Here is a 15,625-nt window from a genome sequence, read left to right on the forward strand (position 1 = left end):
ACAGCCGCTCGGCCGCATCGCCGCTGACGCCAATACATCGGATTACTGCCGCCCTTTTTCAACGGAATCGGCCCATCGCCGTCATTTCGCAGCGATGCCGAATTGGGGCACAGCGGACATTGAGTAGGACGCATCGCCTCCCTGTAACTGCAACCACTTTGGCCCAGAGGCGAAATTTGTTATCTTTCAGTTGTCGGCTTAACCTAACGTTCCACAAGACCTAGAGGGTGGCACCGATGCGAAAGCTTCTCTCGGTGTTCGCGATTTTGGCCTGTTGCTTGGTCCAGCCCTATCAGACTTTTGCACAGAGCCGCGTATCGGATCAGGATGTCGCCGATGCTTGGGTGTATCTTTTCACCCGCCTCTTAGTATTGCGACAGCAGCAACTCGACTTTCAGGAAGGTTTCAAGTGGAACGAACTGGTGCACCGAAAGCCCGGCTCGGTGGATTGGCCAAATCCAAATCTCGATGTGGCGTACTCGGAAGCTTGGGTAGCGACCGCCGAGAATAGCTGCACGATTGTGACCGTGCCTAAGATTGTGGGACGGTACTACACGGTCCAATTCCTAAACGGATGGGACGAAACTCTCGCCAATATCAATGAACGCCTCTTTCCGAATAAGCCTGACGGCGAATTCGCGATCTGTTTGAGGGGATCGAAAGTCGAGCTTTCCCCGCAAGTGAAGCGGATTGACCTGCCGGTGAGGTATTCGCGCGTATTGCTGCGCGTAGAATTGGGAGACGATTGGAGCGAGGCCGTCCGACTACAGCTACAGTTTAATTTCCGAGCCTCTGGCTCGCCGAAGCTACCCGAGATACCGAAAACTCCGGTATTTGACCTCGAAAGGCTGCCGGGCGTCGAAGCCTTCGACTTTGCCGATGCTGCACTGGACAGCGAGCCCGACCTCAATCCCGGTCTGGAGCGTTACGCAGCAAATGCCCGCATCATCCAGCAAGCCATCAAAGAGCCCGCCGAGCGCGAGCGCATGGCGAAAGTGGTTCGCGAGCAAGCCTACGCAGAGTTCGCGAAGTACGGTCCACCCATCGGACATGGCGTCATCCAGAATGGTTGGGCACGACCGGCCGTGGTCGGAAACTACAACACCGACTATATTGCGCGCACGCTAATAACCTACGGCGGCATCTGGGCAAACACTATGCCCGAAGTGCTTTATTATCGCGTCAGCACCGACGCCGCAGGCGTTAAGCTCTCTGGCGATAATTCCTACACGCTCACATTTTCGAAGGATCAGCTTCCGCAGTCCTTCGCAAAATACTTCTGGTCGGTCATTGCAGTAGACACTACTCACTTTCGAGTTCTGCCAAACCCCACGAAACGATACCTGCTCAACCGAGAGACCAAACCGCAGTACAACAGCGACGGCTCACTTACCCTGTACTTCGCTGACGAAAAGCCAACAAATGCGCCTGACGGAAATTGGCTTCCAACGCCGAAGGGGTTGGTGTACCGGCTGACGTTCCGATTTTATGGTCCGATTGATGGAGTAGCGAACGGGACCTACTTTCCGCCGCCGATGATCAAAGCCTCCAATTAGAAAGCACAAGAATACGTCGATCGATCGCACGCATTGGCTCGACCTCGAAAGGCGTCGGGGCAGGGCGCAGGAAGGCCGCGCAGCGCGCCGAGAGCACAGGGCCAGAGCGCTTGCGCCGTTATTTAAGTCAGTCAGGCCAGGCTATACGCCCGCTGCGCATTCGCTCCGAACGCCTTCTCTCTCACCTGCCCGCCCAGCTTCGTCAGGCAATCATCGAGCGCGTTCTTGATCTCGCCATAGCTTCCCGCGAGCAGGCACACGGGCCAGTCCGAGCCGAAGATCAGCCGATCCTCGCCGAAGCATTTGGCGGCGTGCTCGACGTAAGGAAAAAGTCGCTCTGCGTCCCAGTCGTTCCAACGGGCCTCCGTCGCAAGGCCGGAGATCTTGCACCAGACATTGCCGCAGTCCGCGAGCGCAGCGATGCGGTCGGCCCAGTCGCGGCTGAAACCTTCAGCGATCGGCGGCTTGGCAGCATGGTCGAGCACGAAACGCGCTTGCGGAAACGCCTGCGCCGTCGCGATTGCGGCCGGCAGCTCACGGGTGCGAACCAGGAGATCGTAGGTGAGATCACGCGCGAATACCGCCGCAAGACCTCGCTGCGCGTCCTCGCGCAGCAGCCAGTCGGGATCGGACTCGTCATGGACCTGGTGGCGAATGCCGACCAGCCTGTCGCCCGCCGGCGCGGCGCGCAGCCGGTCGAGCGTTGCGCCGACCGCCGCGTCGGTCAGATCGACCCAGCCGACGACGCCAGCGACGAAAGACGTCGCGGCGGCGATGTGCAAAAACTCCTCGGTCTCCGCGACGGAAGAGCGGCACTGCACCAAAATGCTCGCATCGATGCCATTCTGTTTCAGGAGCGGCGCGAGATCGGTGGGGCCGAAGGCGCGGCGGATCGGTGCGAGCTCGGCCGCCGCCATCCAGGGATAGTCGGCCCGCGCGGGGTCCCAGAAATGCTGATGCCCGTCGATCGCCATCATTCATCCTCCACCCATCATTGCCGTAGCCTCTCCCGCCTGCGTGGACGCGGGCGGGAGAGAAGCGCGGGAACGCCGGGGCTGGCGAACGTTCCTACTTCAACATCTGCGCGACGTTATCCTTCGTCACAAGATCGAGACCGGTGTAGACGATCTCCGGCACCTTCTGGCCCTTCTTGATGGCAAGCAGCGTGTCCATGGACTTCTCGCCCATCTCGAACGGGCGCTGGCCGGTGAGCGCGTTGGAATAGCCGTCGCGCAGGAGCTCAAGCTGCATCTTGAGCGTATCGGCGACGACCAGCGTCAGCTTGCCGGCATCGATGTCCTTCTTGTTCTTGTTGACGAAAGCCTTGAAGCCTTCCGGCGCGAACATCGGCCAGCCGCCGACCGGCACGATCGCGGCGAGGTCGGGCGTCGCGGTGCGCAGATCGGCCATCTGCTGGACCGCCAGCGTGGAGTCGTCGTTGCAGAAGGTCGGCGAGCCCGCGACCTCGACCCATTTGGAGCCCTTGAGCGCCTCGCGGACGCCATCGACGCGCTCGGCCAGGTTCTTCGCGCCCGGACCGCCGGAGACCATGGCATATTTGCCGCCCTCGGGTCGGAGCTGGAGCAATTGCTTGCCGAGCGCCAGGCCGAAGTCCTTGTTGTTGGTGCCGATATAGGCGATGCGCTTGGAGCCCGGCGCATCCGCGTCAAAGGTGATGACGGGAATGCCGGCCGCAGCCGCGGCCTCGATCGACTTGGTCATCGCCGCGACGTCGGCAACCGAGATCGCCAACCCGTCCACCTTCTGGGTGATGAAGTCCTGGATGATCTGCGCCTGCGTCGCCGGCTCGTGCTCGATCGGCCCCTTGTAGATGCATTCGACGTTGCCGAGCTCCTTGGCGCGCTTCATGCAGCCGTCGCGGGCGACGTCGAAGAACGGATTGTTCATCGCCTTGGGCACGACCGCGAACTTGTAGGTCTGGGCAAACGCCGGGGTCGCCATCATCGCGATGGCCATGCCGGCGAGTAGTAGCTTTCTCATTACGTTCCCTCCACACTTTTATGCCTATCCTTTTGAAAACTCCGGAAGGCGGATAGACGATGCATTCGTTGCCCTCCCGGAGTAACTCTTCTCAGGCCATGCGCGAGCGGATGCGGTCCACCAGCACGGCCAGGATGATGATCACGCCGACCAGCGTCTGCTGCCAGTAGGAGTTGACCTGCGCGAGCACGAGTCCGTTGCGGATCACCTCGAGCAGCACGCAGCCGACGATGGCCCCTAACGGACCGCCGATGCCGCCGGCGAGATTGGCACCCCCGATGACGGCGGCCGCGATCACATTGAGCTCGTAGGACGTCGCCATGTTCGCCGGCGCCGATCCAAGCCAGCCGGAGATGATGATGCCCTGAAGCCCTGCGGCGAGCGCGCAGATCACGTAGACCTCGATCTTCACGCGTACGACCGAGATGCCGGTCAATTCGGCCGCCTTCTCGTTGCCGCCGAGCGCGAAGACGTGACGACCGAAGGTGGTGTGGTGCAGCACCACCGCCATAACGAGAGCGAGGATCACGAGGTAAATGAACGGCGCGGGCACGCCGAACAGGTCGCCCGAGGTGAGCGCGTAGAAATAGTCGGCGTCCGGGCCGCCCGGAAAGCTGCCGCGGCCGTTGGAGACGACATAGGCGAGACCACGCACGATCGAGAGCATGCCGAGCGTCGTGACGAACGGCGACAGCCCCAGCGTCGCGATGCAGAAGCCGTTGATGAGCCCGACGACCAGCGCAACGGCCAGCCCCGCCAACACGGAGATCACGAGGATCAACCCCGGCACGTTGGCAAGCACCGTCTTGCCGTCCGCGGCCAGGTGGACGAACATCGATCCCGGCGCCGACAGCTCCGTCATGACCATGGAAGTGATCATCGCGGAAAAGCACATCATCGAGCCGACCGAGAGGTCGATACCCCCGGTGATGATGACGAAGGTGATTCCGAGGGTCGCGATGGCGATGAAGGAGAAGTTCTTCGCCACATTCTGCATGTTGCCCTCGGTGAAGAAATAGGGGCTGGCGAAATGCATGATGGCGAGCAGCACCAGGAGCGCGAGCAGGACGTAGCCCGTCTGCGTCGCAAACAGACCGCGCTGCCACCATCTGGACTTGCCGACATTGGTGAAGGTGATCGGGGATTCGATCTGGATGGCCATTACGCCGCCTCCTTCGCGCCGGTGATGAGGGCGGTGACTTCCTCGGGACTGGTATCGTGGATCGCCTTGTCCGCACGCTTCTCGCCACGGCGCATGACGACGACGCGGTCGCAGACCGCGAACACGTCGGGCATGCGGTGGGAGATCAGCATCACGGCGACGCCTTGTTCCTTCAGGCGGTGGATCAGGCTCAGCACCTGCTCGACCTGGCGCACCGAGATCGCGGCGGTCGGCTCGTCCATCATCACCAGCTTTGCATTGGACAGTCGCGTCCGCGCGATCGCGACCGCCTGGCGCTGGCCGCCTGACATCTGCTTGACGAGATCATGCGGCCGCGTCTCCGAGCGCAACTCGCCGAACAAGTCCAGCGCGCGCGCCGCCATTGCCTTGTGGTCGAGCAGCGAGATGGGGCCGAATTTGCGCTTGAGCTCGCGGCCGAGAAAGACGTTCGCGGCCGCGGTCAGATTGTCGGCGAGCGCGAGGTCCTGGTAGACCACCTCGATGCCGACGGCGCGGGCGTCGATCGGCCGATAGAAATGCACCGCATTGCCGTCGAAGCGGATCTCGCCGTGGCTGGGACGGAAATTGCCGGCGATGATTTTCACCAGCGTCGACTTGCCGGCGCCGTTGTCGCCCATCAGGCCGACCACCTCGCCCGGATAGACCTTCATCTCGACGTCGTGCAGCGCGCGGATGGCACCGAACTCCTTGCCGATCCCGGTCAGTTCGAGGACCGGCTGCCGTGTTGCTTCAACGCTTGTCATCAGCAGCCTCGCTCAGACGTACCGGTTGACCAGGGATTCCAGATATTCCTGACGGCCCGACCGCGGCTGCGGATCGAAGCCGGGGGCGAGCGCGCGATCGGCGAGATCGGCGAGCGAACGCTGGCCGGCAAGGATGGCGCGGCCCTCAGCTCCGGCCCAGCCCTGGTAGCGCTCGGCGAGCGGCACCGTGAGCGCGCTCGCATCTAGCATGTCGGCCGCCGCGAGAAAGGCCCGCGCGCAGGCATCCATCGAGCCGACATGGGCGTGGATCAGATCGTCTGGGTCGATGGATTGCCGCCTGATCTTGGCGTCGAAATTGAGACCGCCCGTGGTGAAGCCGCCGCGGTTCAGCATCTCGTGGAACACCAGCGCCAGCTCGCCCACGTTCATCGCGAACTGGTCGGTGTCCCAGCCAAGCAGATCGTCGCCGCGGTTGATGTCGAGCGAACCGAACACGCCAAGGGCTTCGGCGAGCGCGACCTCGTGCTGGAACGAATGGCCGGCGAGGATGGCGTGGTTCTGCTCGATGTTGAGCTTGACGTCCTGGAGCAGGTCATAGCGCTGGAGGAAGCCGTAGCAGGTGGCGACGTCGAAATCGTATTGGTGCTTGGTCGGCTCCTTCGGCTTGGGCTCGATCAGGATCGGGCCCTTGAAGCCGATCTTGTGCTTGTGCTCGACGACCAGGGAGACGAAGCGGCCGAGCTGGTCGAGCTCGCGTCCGATATCGGTGTTGAGCAGCGTCTCGTAGCCCTCGCGCCCTCCCCACAGCACGTAATTCTGGCCGCCGAGCCGGTGCGTGACCTCGAGCGCGGCGCGCACTTGTCCGGCGGCATAGGTGAAGACCTCGGGATCCGGATTGGTCGCGGCGCCTGCCATGTAGCGGCGGTGCGTGAACAGATTGGCCGTGCCCCAGAGCAGGCGCACCTTGGCGGAAGCCATCTTCTGTTCGAACAGGTCCGCAATCGCATTGAGGTTCGCGACGGACTCGGCGAGCGAGGCTCCTTCCGGCGCCGCATCGACATCGTGGAAGGTGAAGAAGGGCACATCCAGCAGACGAAACAGCTCGAAGGCGGTATCGGCCTTGGCGCGCGCCATCGCCATGGCATCGCTCCCGTGATGCCATGGCCGCAAGAACGTCTCGCCGCCGAAGGGATCGCCGCCCGGCCAGCAGAACGAATGCCAGTAGCAGACGGCAAAGCGCAAATGGTCCTCCAGCCTGCGGCCGTGGACGATGCGGTCCTTGTCGTACCAGCGGAACGCGAGCGGGCTCTTGGCGTTCGTGCCGCCATAGGCGACCGGCGCGGTCGCACCGAAGAAATTTGCAGATGCGTTCACAGGGAGAGCTCCTTCAGCGCGGGATACAGTTTTCGCCACTGATGATAGGCGTCGTCATAGGCGGCAGCAGTCGACGCGCGCGGCGTGTAGGTCGCGAGGCGCCGCGGACGGGTGCAGACTTGCGCGGGCTCTTCGCCGGTGGCGGCAAGGCTGCCGAGCCGCGCCGCGCCGAGTGCAGCACCGACCTCGCCTTCCTCGACGCGGTGGACGGGAATGCCGAGCACGTCGGCGCAGATCTGCGCCCACAATGCCGAGCGCGATCCGCCGCCGACGAGATCGACCTCCGAAATCACCGAGCTCGCACTGCCGAGCGCGGCGAGATTGTCGCGCGCGGCGAAGGCGACGCCTTCGAGCACGGCCTGAACGATCTGATCCCGTCCGCACGCGCCGCGCAGGCCCACGAAGGCGCCGCTCGCCGCAGCATCATTGTGCGGCGTGCGCTCGCCATCGAGGTAGGGCAGGAACTTGATCGGGCTCGGCCCGTCGACGCTCTCGTCGAGCGGCGCGAGCAGCGCCGCCGCCGGCGTCGCCATCACGTTCGAGAGCCAGGCGAGCGAGGCGGCGGCCGAGAGCATCACGCCCATCTGGTGCCAGAGGCCGGGAAGCGCGTGGCAGAACGCGTGCACGGCGGAGGCCGGCGCCGGCGCAAACCGGTCGGTGACACGGAAGATGACGCCGGAGGTGCCGAGCGACAGGAAGGCATCGCCGGGCGCGATCGCGCCGAGCCCGATCGCGCTCGCCGCGTTATCGCCGGCGCCGCCTGCGACCACCACATTCTTCGCCATGCCCCAGCGCGTTGCATATTCCGGCGCGAGCACCGCACTGACCTCGCTGCCTTCGACAAGGCGCGGCATGTGATGCAGATCGAGGCCCGTGGCGTGCAGCAGAAGTGGGGACCAGCGGCGCTGGCCGACATCGAGCCACAGCGTGCCGGCGGCATCCGACATGTCCTCGACCATCTCACTGGTCAGGCGGTAGCGCACATAGGCCTTCGGCAGCAGCACTTTTGCGACGCGCCTGAAGATCTCGGGCTCGTGTCCAGCGACCCACAAGAGTTTTGGCGCGGTGAAGCCGGGCATCGCCAGATTGCCTGCGATCGCATGCAGCGACGGGCAGCGCCGCTCCAGCTTGGCGCATTCGGCATGCGAGCGGCCGTCGTTCCAGAGTATGGCCGGGCGCAGTGGGCGGCCGTCATCGCCGAGCAGCGTCGCCCCATGCATCTGGCCTGAGAGACCGATGCCGCGCACCTGCGCGACCTCGCTGCGGTAGCTGGCGGCGAGATCGTCGACCGCGCCGATCGCGGCCTCGACCCACGCGTCCGGATCCTGCTCGGACCACAGCGGCGCGGGATGCGACAGCGCAAGCTCGCGCGCGGCCGTCGCGACGATCGCGCCGGCTTCGCTCACGAGCACCGCTTTCACACCGGACGTGCCGATGTCGATTCCGAGAAACACGTCTCGTCCTCCCTCTCCTGCCCGGCTGGCGATCTCTGTCGCCTGTCCCGCACGGGCCGTCCTCTCACATCCGTCCTGCCGGCTAAAGCGCGATGAGATTAGGATGAATCGTCATCGCGCTTTAGTTGTCGTTTGCGCATGATCTTTCGGAAAACCGCTTCACACTTTTCCGGATCATGCTTTAGGGCAAATTGTCCCGCATCACGATGTCGATGCGGATCTTCTCCTGTTCGCTCAAGATCGGCTCGCCGCGCGCCAACGCCAGCAGCACGCGCACGGCGGCGCGCGCCTCGTGCCCGGGGTTCTGCGAGATCGCAGCATCCATCACGCCCTGTAGCAGCAGCTTGCGCGTCAGGACCGTGACGTCGTGCCCGACGAACACGATCTGCTTGTCGCGGCCGGACTCAATCAGCGCCCTGGCAACGCCTTGCGTGCCGGCGCCGACATTATAGAGGCCGACGATATCAGGATGTTTGGCAAGCAGCCGCGCCAATAGCTGCCAGGAGCGCTCATCCTCGTCGCGCCCCTCCAGCACCGGCAGCACACTTAGCTCTACAAACTCCGAGGCTATCACCTGGTTGAAGCCGAAGATGCGCTCGGCGTGGTCGCGCAGGCCCTGTGAGCCCGCGACGATCGCGACCTTGCCGGAGCTTAAATCGGATCTTGGGCCCACGAGCCGGCCGACCAGCGCGCCCGCGGTGCGCCCGGCGGCGATGTTATCGATGCCGACATAGTGGTGGCGCCGCGACGACGGCACGTCGGAGACCAGCGTCACCACCTTGGCGCCGCCATCGACGAGATCGTTGATCGCTGCTCGCACGCCGGGATGATCGAGCGCCACCACGGCGATGCCGTCATAGGTGCCGACGAGAGCCTCGAGCGAAGATGCAAGCACGGAGGCGTCGAACACGTCGGTCGCGACCATCTCGACTGCCAGACGGCGCGCCGAGAGCCAGGCCGTCATCTCGCCGAGATAGGACTGGATCTGCTGCATGAACAGGTTCGGCCCCGACGGCATCACGAAGGCGAAGCGCCGGGCTCGGCCCCGGGCGAGCTCGGCCGCGGCCACATGCGGCTGGAAGGAATTGCGCTCGATCGCCTCCTTGACGCGCCGGACCGTATCCGGCCGCACGCCGGGCCGGTTGTGCAGGACGCGATCGACCGTGGCGAGGCTGACGCCAGCCTGGCGGGCGATGTCCCTCAATGTCAGCGCGGCGGGCGCGTCCTGCTTCATGAGCTGAAGGCTAGCAGAGGTTTTCTGAGGTACGCAACTCATTTTGAGGGGCAGACTGGGGACGGCCAGCTTCCGCCCGCGCCGCGGCTCAGCGTCCGGTCAGGTCGAGCGTCAGGAACAGGCTGTTGCGATCCGTGACATAGCCTTCGAACGGACCGCAATCGACGAAGCCGTGGGCACGGTAGAGCGCGTGTGCGGGCTTGAAATAATCCCACGACCCGGTTTCGAGGCTCAGCCGTGCCATACCGCGGGAGCGCGCCTCGGCGATGATATGGCTGAGCATGAGTGCGCCAAAACCGCGCCGGCGCGCGGTCTGGAGCGTATGCATCGACTTCACCTCGCCATGATCGGCCGCGAGCGTCTTCAGTGCGCCGGTGGCGACCAGCGTCTCATCATCCCAGCCGGTCCAGAACGCGACGTCCGGCGCACGCAGGCCGGACAGATCGAGCGCATGCGCACTGCCCGGCGCCGTCTGCGCCGCCGCGCTGGTCCTGTGATAGTCGAGCAGCGCGATGACGCGCGGATCATTGGTGTCGCCGGTACGGATCTGCATGTCACTTCTCTTTTTTGACGGTCTGGCCACGCTTCAGCATGAACACGCAGCGGCATCAGGTTTTTCCGTAGCTTGTGCCGCGCCGGACGACGATGACGTAGCGCGCATCCTGCCGGCTTTCATTCTCGAATGTCACCGCGCGCATGACGTCGAAGTCGAGGCAATCGCCCTCGCGCAGCCGCAACGCTTTGGCGTCGATATGGACGCAGATCGCCCCCTCCAGCATCAGGAGCTGCTGCGTGAAGGCGTTACGGCCCCACGGGCTGTAGGACACGCGCGCGCCGGCCGGAAGGTCGACGACGATAGTCTCGATGCCGGAGGCAGCATCAGCCGGCGAGGCGTGACGGCGGCGATAGCCGCTCTCGGGATCGCGCCATTGCGGCTGGTCGGCGAGCCGCACCAGCCGCTCCGGCGGCTTCTCCGCGAGTGCGACGACGTCGCTCAAGGAGACATCGAGGGCGGCGCAGAGCTTGTTGAGCAGCCCCGCCGTGGCGCTGCTCTGCGCACGCTCGACCCGCCCGATCATCGCGCGGCTGACGCCGGAGCGCGCGGCGAGTTCGTTCAGGGTCAGGCCGGCTTGCGTCCTCAATGTCTTCAATCGGCGACCGATCGCGCGGTCGAGCTTCTGCTGGTCCATGGCTCCTCATCCGAATATTGCCTGGCAACGGACCGCACCCCCAAGGCAAGGGGGAGCTTAGCGCGGCGCGCGGCGAACGCCGGGATCGAGAGACCAATATATTAGAATCTTGGCCGGCCCCGAACGCCCGGCTAGGATGTATCGGTCGACCGAGCACCCGTGGGAGGCAATGACATGAGCCAGCCAACGCAGCGGATGATCAGGACCAAAGGCATCAATCTCAATGTCGCCGAACAGGGCGAAGGGCCGCTCGTCCTGCTCTGCCACGGCTTTCCGGAGAGCTGGTACTCCTGGCGCCACCAACTCGCGGCATTGGCCGCCGCCGGCTTCCATGCCGTCGCGCCCGACATGCGCGGCTACGGCAAGAGTGACCGACCGGAGGCGATCGATCAGTACACGATCTTCCATCTCGTCGGCGACCTCGTCGGATTGCTGGATGTGCTTGAAGCACCCACGGCCGTGATCGTCGGGCACGATTGGGGTGCGACGATTGCCTGGCACACCGCGCGCCTGCGGCCGGATCGTTTCCGTGCAGCCGCCATTCTCAGCGTGCCGTTCCGCCCGCGCAGTCCGGCGCCGCCGACAAGCCTGATGCCGCAGACGGCGGAGGCGCAGTTCTATCAACTGTATTTCCAGGAGCCCGGCGTCGCCGAGGCGGAATTCGAACGGGATCCGCGGAAAACGCTCGGTGCGATGCTCTATGGCGCATCGGGCGAAGGCGCCGCCGCGATCCGCGCCAGGGCAGCGAGCGCCGGCAAGACCGTCGGCGTCGGCATGGTGTCGCGCGCAGGCGGCCTATTGCCGAGCGTCCCGGTGCCGCTGCCGTCATGGCTCAGCGCGGGCGACCTCGATTTCTATGCGGCCGAGTTCGCCCGCAGCGGATTTCGTGGCCCCCTCAATTACTATCGCAACGTCGACCGCAACTGGGAGCTGATGGCCGCCTTCGAAGGCGTGAAGGTCACCGTGCCAACGCTCTTCATGGCCGGCGACCACGACATGGTGATCGCCTTCCCCGGAGCCGCCGAGCATCTCGCCAACATGAAACAATCGGTGCCGCTGCTCCGCGACATCCAGATGCTGCCCGGCTGCGGCCACTGGACCCAGCAGGAACGGCCGGACGAGGTGAATGCGGCGATGATCGGGTTCTTGCGCAGCCTGCCGAGCTGACGCGCGGCCGTTGCGCGCCGGACCGGCGATAGCTGGATCGCATCAGCGCCCATAGCGGCCGGTGAGGGTCACCTTGGCGAGTGTGCGCGCGCGGATATCGGACTCGATCTGCACGGGCGATGCCGAGGCGTCCGTCGCTTTCGGCAATCGCTCGACATCGAGGGCAAACACCGTGATCTGATAACGATGCGGCTTGCTGCCCGGCGGCGGACATGGACCGCCATAGCTATCGTATTCCGCAAGGAGCGGAGCGAAATCCAGGGTTTTGCTCGTTCGGTGATAGCCCCGGATTGCGCTTCGCTCCATCCGGGCTACGGGAATTGAAATTTCAGAGCATGGAGCGGGCGAAGGGAATCGAACCCTCGTATGCAGCTTGGGAAGCTGCCGTTCTACCATTGAACTACGCCCGCGGAGACGCATGGTCTGCGCCCTCCTGATTAGCCGAGACGGCGTCTCGCGCCAAGCGCTTTGGCGCCTCTGCCCTCACGCTTCTTAACGTCCTGGCAAGAATCCAGGTGCGCTGGATTGTGGCGGTGTTATGATCCCCGTCCGGGCTAAGGCGTGCATGAGTGGGGCGTGCACATGGTGGGGCGTTCATACGCGATATTTGACACGGCGATTGGCCGCTGCGGCATAGTCTGGAGCCAGGTCGGGATCGTTGCCGTGCAATTGCCTGATGTGCGGGAGATCGACACCCGCCGCCGGATTTTCCAGGCCCATCCGGAGGCGCGTGAGCAGCGGCCGACTGAAAGCACTGAGCTTGCGATCGAGGCTGTTGCGGCGTTCCTGCATGGCGATGTCGCCGATCTCCCCATCAGTCTCGACATGAGCGGCGTGCCGCCCTTCAACCGGCGCGTCTATGACTTCGCGCGCGCAATCCCGCGTGGGGAGACCCGCACCTATGGCGAGATCGCCAAGGCGCTGGGCGCGTCCGGCGCGTCGCATTCGGTAGCGCAGGCGATCGGCAAAAACCCCTTCATGATCATCGTGCCGTGCCACCGCGTGCTCGAGGTCGGGAACCACGCCGACCGAATCTCGCCTTACGGCGGGGTGATCTCAAAACGCCGGCTGCTCTCGCTCGAAGGCGCCCATCCAACCGCCAGCAAGACGCTGTTCGAGGTCCTGCTGCCCGTTGCTCCGCCGCGGGTCAGCTAAAAGCGCGATTGTGATCGCGCTTTTAGTTTTCTTTTTGGGGCAAGATCTTATCGGAAAACCGCTACACACTTTCCGGATCATGCCTAGATAGGTTGGATGGAAGCGACCACGCTGAAGACGACGCCTTCGATGACGGTGTCGCGGTTTCGCTGCGATGCGGGACCGGACGACAAGCCGTTTGCTGAATACCGCACCGGCCATTCGCTCGCCTATGTCCGCAAAGGCAGCTTCGGCTGCCATTGCCGGGCCGGCTTCTTCGAGCTGGTGGCGGGCTCGGTGCTGGTCGGCCATCCCGGCGAGGAATACACCTGCACGCACGAGCATGTCAGCGGCGACGAGTGCCTGTCGTTCTTCATCGGTGACGGTCTCGTCGAAGCGATAGGCGGACGGCGCGAGGTGTGGCAGGTCGGCGCCGCACCGCCGCTGCCCGAGCTGATGGTGCTGGGCGAGCTGGCCCAGACGGCGGCAGATGGCAACAGCGACCTTGGCATCGACGAGATCGGCCAGATCTTTGCGGGCCGCTTCGTCGAGGTGGTATCGGGCAAGCCGCACAAACAGGTCGTCCCGACGGCGCGTGACCGCCGCCGCGCGGTGGAGAGTGCGCTGTGGATCGACGAGAATTCAGGCGAGGATATCGACCTCGACGACGCCGCGCGGCAGGCTGGTCTTAGCCCGTTCCACTTCCTGCGCCTGTTCAGGGACGTGCTCGGCGTCACCCCGCATCAATATCTCGTGCGCTCGCGGCTGCGGCACGCCGCACGCCTCCTGAGCGATGATGACATCGCGGTCACCGACATCGCCTATGACGTTGGCTTTGGCGATCTCTCCAACTTCATCCGCACCTTCCACCGCGCCGCCGGCGTATCGCCGACGAAGTTTCGCCAGGCCTCGCGCGGGATGCGCAAGATTTTCCAAGAGCAGCTCGCCCTCAACTGAGTAGGGTCGTCTCCGACAGCGCCGCCACGCGTGCGTATTTGGAATGGAGACGATCATGTATGACCACATCGGATTGCGCGTTGCCGATCTCGATGCCAGCACGCGGTTCTATACCGCGGCGCTCAGCCCCCTCGGCTTTGTCCTGTGCTCGAGCGGCGACGGTTATGCCGGCTTCGGGCCCAAGGGCGAGCCGGCGCTCTGGCTGCATCTGAACAAGGGACGCAAGGCCGACGGCGCCCACATTGCGTTTCGGGCGAAAGACCACGACGCCGTGAAGAAATTCCACAGCGAAGGCCTGAAATCCGGCGGCCGCGACAATGGTGGCGCCGGGCCGCGAAAGGACTACGGCCCGACCTACTACGCGGCGTTCTTGATCGACCCTGACGGCAACAATGTCGAGGCGGTGTGTACGTGAGGAGGCAACCAACGCGCCACACACACTGTCATGCTCCGGCTTGACCGGGGCATCCAGTACGCCGCGACTTCTCGATGCCCGTCTCTGGAATACTGGATCGCCCGATCAAGTCGGGCGATGACACCTGAGAGTACAGCATGCGCGTGCCCAAGGCGCGTCATTGCGATGACGGCCTTATGGCTCGTCTTTCCTAATCAAAAGGACTCACCCATGGCCTCCATCCACAACGACGTGCCTCTCAACGCTCCCGCCCACAAAGTGTGGGACGCGGTGCGCGATTTCGGTGCCGTGCACGCGCGTCTCGTGCCGGGCTTCGTCACGGCGTGCCGGCTCGATGGCGATGCACGCATCGTCACTTTCTCCAATGGCTCGGTCGCGCGCGAGGTGCTGGTCGATTGTGATGAGGCGCGGCAGCGGCTGGTCTATGCGATCAGCAACGAGCGGCTGAAGCACTACAGCGCCTCGGTGCAGGTGATCGCCGAGGGTGACGCAAAATGCCGGCTGGTCTGGATCATCGACATGCTGCCGAACGAGCTCGCGCCCTACGTCCAGGGACAGACGAAAGAGGCCGTGCACGCCATGCATAGAGCATTCCAGGGCTAGCGGTTCCTCTGTGACGATTTTCACAGAGCCCTCGCCGCGTCGGCTCTAACAATGGCCCCATGCGTCCGTTTGGCTCCGCTCTCCCGGCGGCGCCACGCATGCAGGGAGCTAGCAATGAGAGGTGCTGACAAGGTCATCTGCCAGGCAGCCGCCGTGCTGCTACTGTTTTCCATCACGAGCACGCCGGCCCGCGCGCAGTTCGCAGGTCTCGGTGGCGGCGGAGGCGCCGGCGGTCAGGACATGATGACCCAGATGGCACCGATGCTGGAGATGATGAAGGCGAAGATGGGCAAGCGTCGCTTCGCCATGCTGATGCAGACCATGGGCCCGATGATGAGCCGCATGATGGAGAACGGCGGCGGTTTTGGCGGCATGATGGGCGGAGGCAGTTTTGGCGGCAGCGGCTTCGGCGGCTACGCGCCAATGGGCGGCATGGGCATAGGCGGCATGGGCATGGGTGGCGGCGACATCATGGGCATGCTCGGCGGTTCGGGCGCCGGCGACATGATGGCGATGATCCCGCAATTGATGCGGCTCGCGAATATCGGCGGTGGCGGCCATCGCCGTCACAGGCGCCACTAATCTTACTGAGTCAGAAATCCACGGACCAAGCTGGGTGAGAATCGCATATTGAAGGAGATTCAACGCGAGAT

17 protein-coding genes and 1 tRNA gene are annotated in these 15,625 nt (G+C 64.2%); 7 read left to right on the plus strand and 11 right to left on the minus strand.

The genetic code is table 11. From position 1 onward, the window contains the following. Positions 1-236 precede the first annotated feature (236 nt). The gene (locus tag SO180_RS39630) at positions 237-1,556 is read left to right on the plus strand and encodes a DUF1214 domain-containing protein (protein ID WP_449384218.1); all 1,320 of its coding nucleotides are present in this window, start codon (positions 237-239) and stop codon (positions 1,554-1,556) included. Positions 1,557-1,687: 131 nt separating this feature from the next. On the opposite strand, the gene SO180_RS39635 is transcribed toward SO180_RS39630, so the two are convergent. From SO180_RS39635 to SO180_RS39675, 9 genes are all read right to left on the minus strand, one after another. Further along, positions 1,688-2,530 (minus strand): amidohydrolase family protein, encoded by an 843-nt coding sequence (locus tag SO180_RS39635; RefSeq protein WP_449384234.1) that lies wholly within the window; start codon positions 2,528-2,530, stop codon positions 1,688-1,690. A gap of 94 nt (positions 2,531-2,624) precedes the next feature. Next, entirely contained in the window at positions 2,625-3,557 is a 933-nt protein-coding gene (locus SO180_RS39640) for a sugar-binding protein (protein WP_449384219.1), read from the minus strand. Positions 3,558-3,648: 91 nt separating this feature from the next. Next, positions 3,649-4,719 carry an ABC transporter permease gene (locus SO180_RS39645; RefSeq protein ID WP_449384220.1) on the minus strand — a complete coding sequence of 357 codons (1,071 nt, stop codon included), beginning with the start codon at positions 4,717-4,719 and terminating at the stop codon, positions 3,649-3,651. Further along, positions 4,719-5,483, minus strand: coding sequence for an ATP-binding cassette domain-containing protein (locus SO180_RS39650; protein ID WP_449384221.1), 765 nt, complete (start codon positions 5,481-5,483; stop codon positions 4,719-4,721). The genes SO180_RS39645 and SO180_RS39650 overlap by 1 nt, the downstream gene beginning before the upstream one ends. A gap of 12 nt (positions 5,484-5,495) precedes the next feature. Then, on the minus strand, positions 5,496-6,818 hold the full coding sequence (xylA, locus tag SO180_RS39655) for a xylose isomerase (RefSeq protein ID WP_449384222.1): 1,323 nt from the start codon (positions 6,816-6,818) through the stop codon (positions 5,496-5,498). Then, complete coding sequence (gene xylB / locus SO180_RS39660; RefSeq protein WP_449384223.1) at positions 6,815-8,272, minus strand: xylulokinase; 1,458 nt, start codon at positions 8,270-8,272, stop codon at positions 6,815-6,817. Before xylB ends, xylA begins: the two co-directional genes overlap by 4 nt. Positions 8,273-8,453: 181 nt before the next feature. Further along, complete coding sequence (locus tag SO180_RS39665) at positions 8,454-9,506, minus strand: LacI family DNA-binding transcriptional regulator (RefSeq protein ID WP_449384224.1); 1,053 nt, start codon at positions 9,504-9,506, stop codon at positions 8,454-8,456. A gap of 88 nt (positions 9,507-9,594) precedes the next feature. Next, a complete protein-coding gene (locus SO180_RS39670; RefSeq protein ID WP_449384225.1) occupies positions 9,595-10,059 on the minus strand; it encodes a GNAT family N-acetyltransferase in 465 nt (154 codons plus the stop codon). A 55-nt stretch (positions 10,060-10,114) separates the two neighbouring features. Next, positions 10,115-10,696 (minus strand): helix-turn-helix domain-containing protein, encoded by a 582-nt coding sequence (locus SO180_RS39675; protein WP_449384226.1) that lies wholly within the window; start codon positions 10,694-10,696, stop codon positions 10,115-10,117. A 174-nt stretch (positions 10,697-10,870) separates the two neighbouring features. Here SO180_RS39675 and SO180_RS39680 point away from each other — a divergent pair, with 174 nt between their 5' ends. Continuing rightward, positions 10,871-11,863 carry an alpha/beta fold hydrolase gene (locus SO180_RS39680; protein WP_449384227.1) on the plus strand — a complete coding sequence of 331 codons (993 nt, stop codon included), beginning with the start codon at positions 10,871-10,873 and terminating at the stop codon, positions 11,861-11,863. 42 nt (positions 11,864-11,905) lie between these two features. Here SO180_RS39680 and SO180_RS39685 read toward each other — a convergent pair whose 3' ends face one another. Further along, positions 11,906-12,169, minus strand: coding sequence for a YbhB/YbcL family Raf kinase inhibitor-like protein (locus SO180_RS39685; RefSeq protein ID WP_449384228.1), 264 nt, complete (start codon positions 12,167-12,169; stop codon positions 11,906-11,908). Between the two features lie 30 nt (positions 12,170-12,199). Next, positions 12,200-12,273: transfer RNA gene (locus SO180_RS39690), tRNA-Gly, on the minus strand. A 172-nt stretch (positions 12,274-12,445) separates the two neighbouring features. Between SO180_RS39690 and SO180_RS39695 the strand changes: the two genes are divergently transcribed. The 5 genes from SO180_RS39695 to SO180_RS39715 all read left to right on the plus strand — a co-directional run bounded on the left by SO180_RS39695 (position 12,446) and on the right by SO180_RS39715 (position 15,554). After that, a complete protein-coding gene (locus SO180_RS39695; RefSeq protein ID WP_449384229.1) occupies positions 12,446-13,018 on the plus strand; it encodes a methylated-DNA--[protein]-cysteine S-methyltransferase in 573 nt (190 codons plus the stop codon). 96 nt (positions 13,019-13,114) lie between these two features. Next, complete coding sequence (locus SO180_RS39700) at positions 13,115-13,954, plus strand: helix-turn-helix transcriptional regulator (protein ID WP_449384230.1); 840 nt, start codon at positions 13,115-13,117, stop codon at positions 13,952-13,954. A 55-nt stretch (positions 13,955-14,009) separates the two neighbouring features. Then, entirely contained in the window at positions 14,010-14,369 is a 360-nt protein-coding gene (locus SO180_RS39705; protein ID WP_449384231.1) for a VOC family protein, read from the plus strand. A 210-nt stretch (positions 14,370-14,579) separates the two neighbouring features. After that, positions 14,580-14,972 (plus strand): SRPBCC family protein, encoded by a 393-nt coding sequence (locus SO180_RS39710; protein ID WP_449384232.1) that lies wholly within the window; start codon positions 14,580-14,582, stop codon positions 14,970-14,972. A 114-nt stretch (positions 14,973-15,086) separates the two neighbouring features. Then, positions 15,087-15,554 carry a hypothetical protein gene (locus SO180_RS39715; RefSeq protein WP_449384233.1) on the plus strand — a complete coding sequence of 156 codons (468 nt, stop codon included), beginning with the start codon at positions 15,087-15,089 and terminating at the stop codon, positions 15,552-15,554. The last annotated feature ends 71 nt before the right edge of the window (positions 15,555-15,625 follow it).

Source organism: Bradyrhizobium sp. UFLA05-112, from assembly GCF_053572325.1.

Excerpts from the sequence above, each read along its gene's own strand:
- SO180_RS39630 (WP_449384218.1), top strand. The coding sequence starts at position 237 with ATGCGAAAGCTTCTCTCGGTGTTCGCGATTTTGGCCTGTTGCTTGGTC.
- SO180_RS39635 (WP_449384234.1), bottom strand. The coding sequence starts at position 2,530 with ATGGCGATCGACGGGCATCAGCATTTCTGGGACCCCGCGCGGGCCGAC.
- SO180_RS39640 (WP_449384219.1), bottom strand. The coding sequence starts at position 3,557 with ATGAGAAAGCTACTACTCGCCGGCATGGCCATCGCGATGATGGCGACC.
- SO180_RS39645 (WP_449384220.1), bottom strand. The coding sequence starts at position 4,719 with ATGGCCATCCAGATCGAATCCCCGATCACCTTCACCAATGTCGGCAAG.
- SO180_RS39650 (WP_449384221.1), bottom strand. The coding sequence starts at position 5,483 with ATGACAAGCGTTGAAGCAACACGGCAGCCGGTCCTCGAACTGACCGGG.
- SO180_RS39665 (WP_449384224.1), bottom strand. The coding sequence starts at position 9,506 with ATGAAGCAGGACGCGCCCGCCGCGCTGACATTGAGGGACATCGCCCGC.
- SO180_RS39670 (WP_449384225.1), bottom strand. The coding sequence starts at position 10,059 with ATGCAGATCCGTACCGGCGACACCAATGATCCGCGCGTCATCGCGCTG.
- SO180_RS39675 (WP_449384226.1), bottom strand. The coding sequence starts at position 10,696 with ATGGACCAGCAGAAGCTCGACCGCGCGATCGGTCGCCGATTGAAGACA.
- SO180_RS39680 (WP_449384227.1), top strand. The coding sequence starts at position 10,871 with ATGAGCCAGCCAACGCAGCGGATGATCAGGACCAAAGGCATCAATCTC.
- SO180_RS39685 (WP_449384228.1), bottom strand. The coding sequence starts at position 12,169 with ATGGAGCGAAGCGCAATCCGGGGCTATCACCGAACGAGCAAAACCCTG.
- SO180_RS39695 (WP_449384229.1), top strand. The coding sequence starts at position 12,446 with ATGGTGGGGCGTTCATACGCGATATTTGACACGGCGATTGGCCGCTGC.
- SO180_RS39700 (WP_449384230.1), top strand. The coding sequence starts at position 13,115 with ATGGAAGCGACCACGCTGAAGACGACGCCTTCGATGACGGTGTCGCGG.
- SO180_RS39705 (WP_449384231.1), top strand. The coding sequence starts at position 14,010 with ATGTATGACCACATCGGATTGCGCGTTGCCGATCTCGATGCCAGCACG.
- SO180_RS39710 (WP_449384232.1), top strand. The coding sequence starts at position 14,580 with ATGGCCTCCATCCACAACGACGTGCCTCTCAACGCTCCCGCCCACAAA.
- SO180_RS39715 (WP_449384233.1), top strand. The coding sequence starts at position 15,087 with ATGAGAGGTGCTGACAAGGTCATCTGCCAGGCAGCCGCCGTGCTGCTA.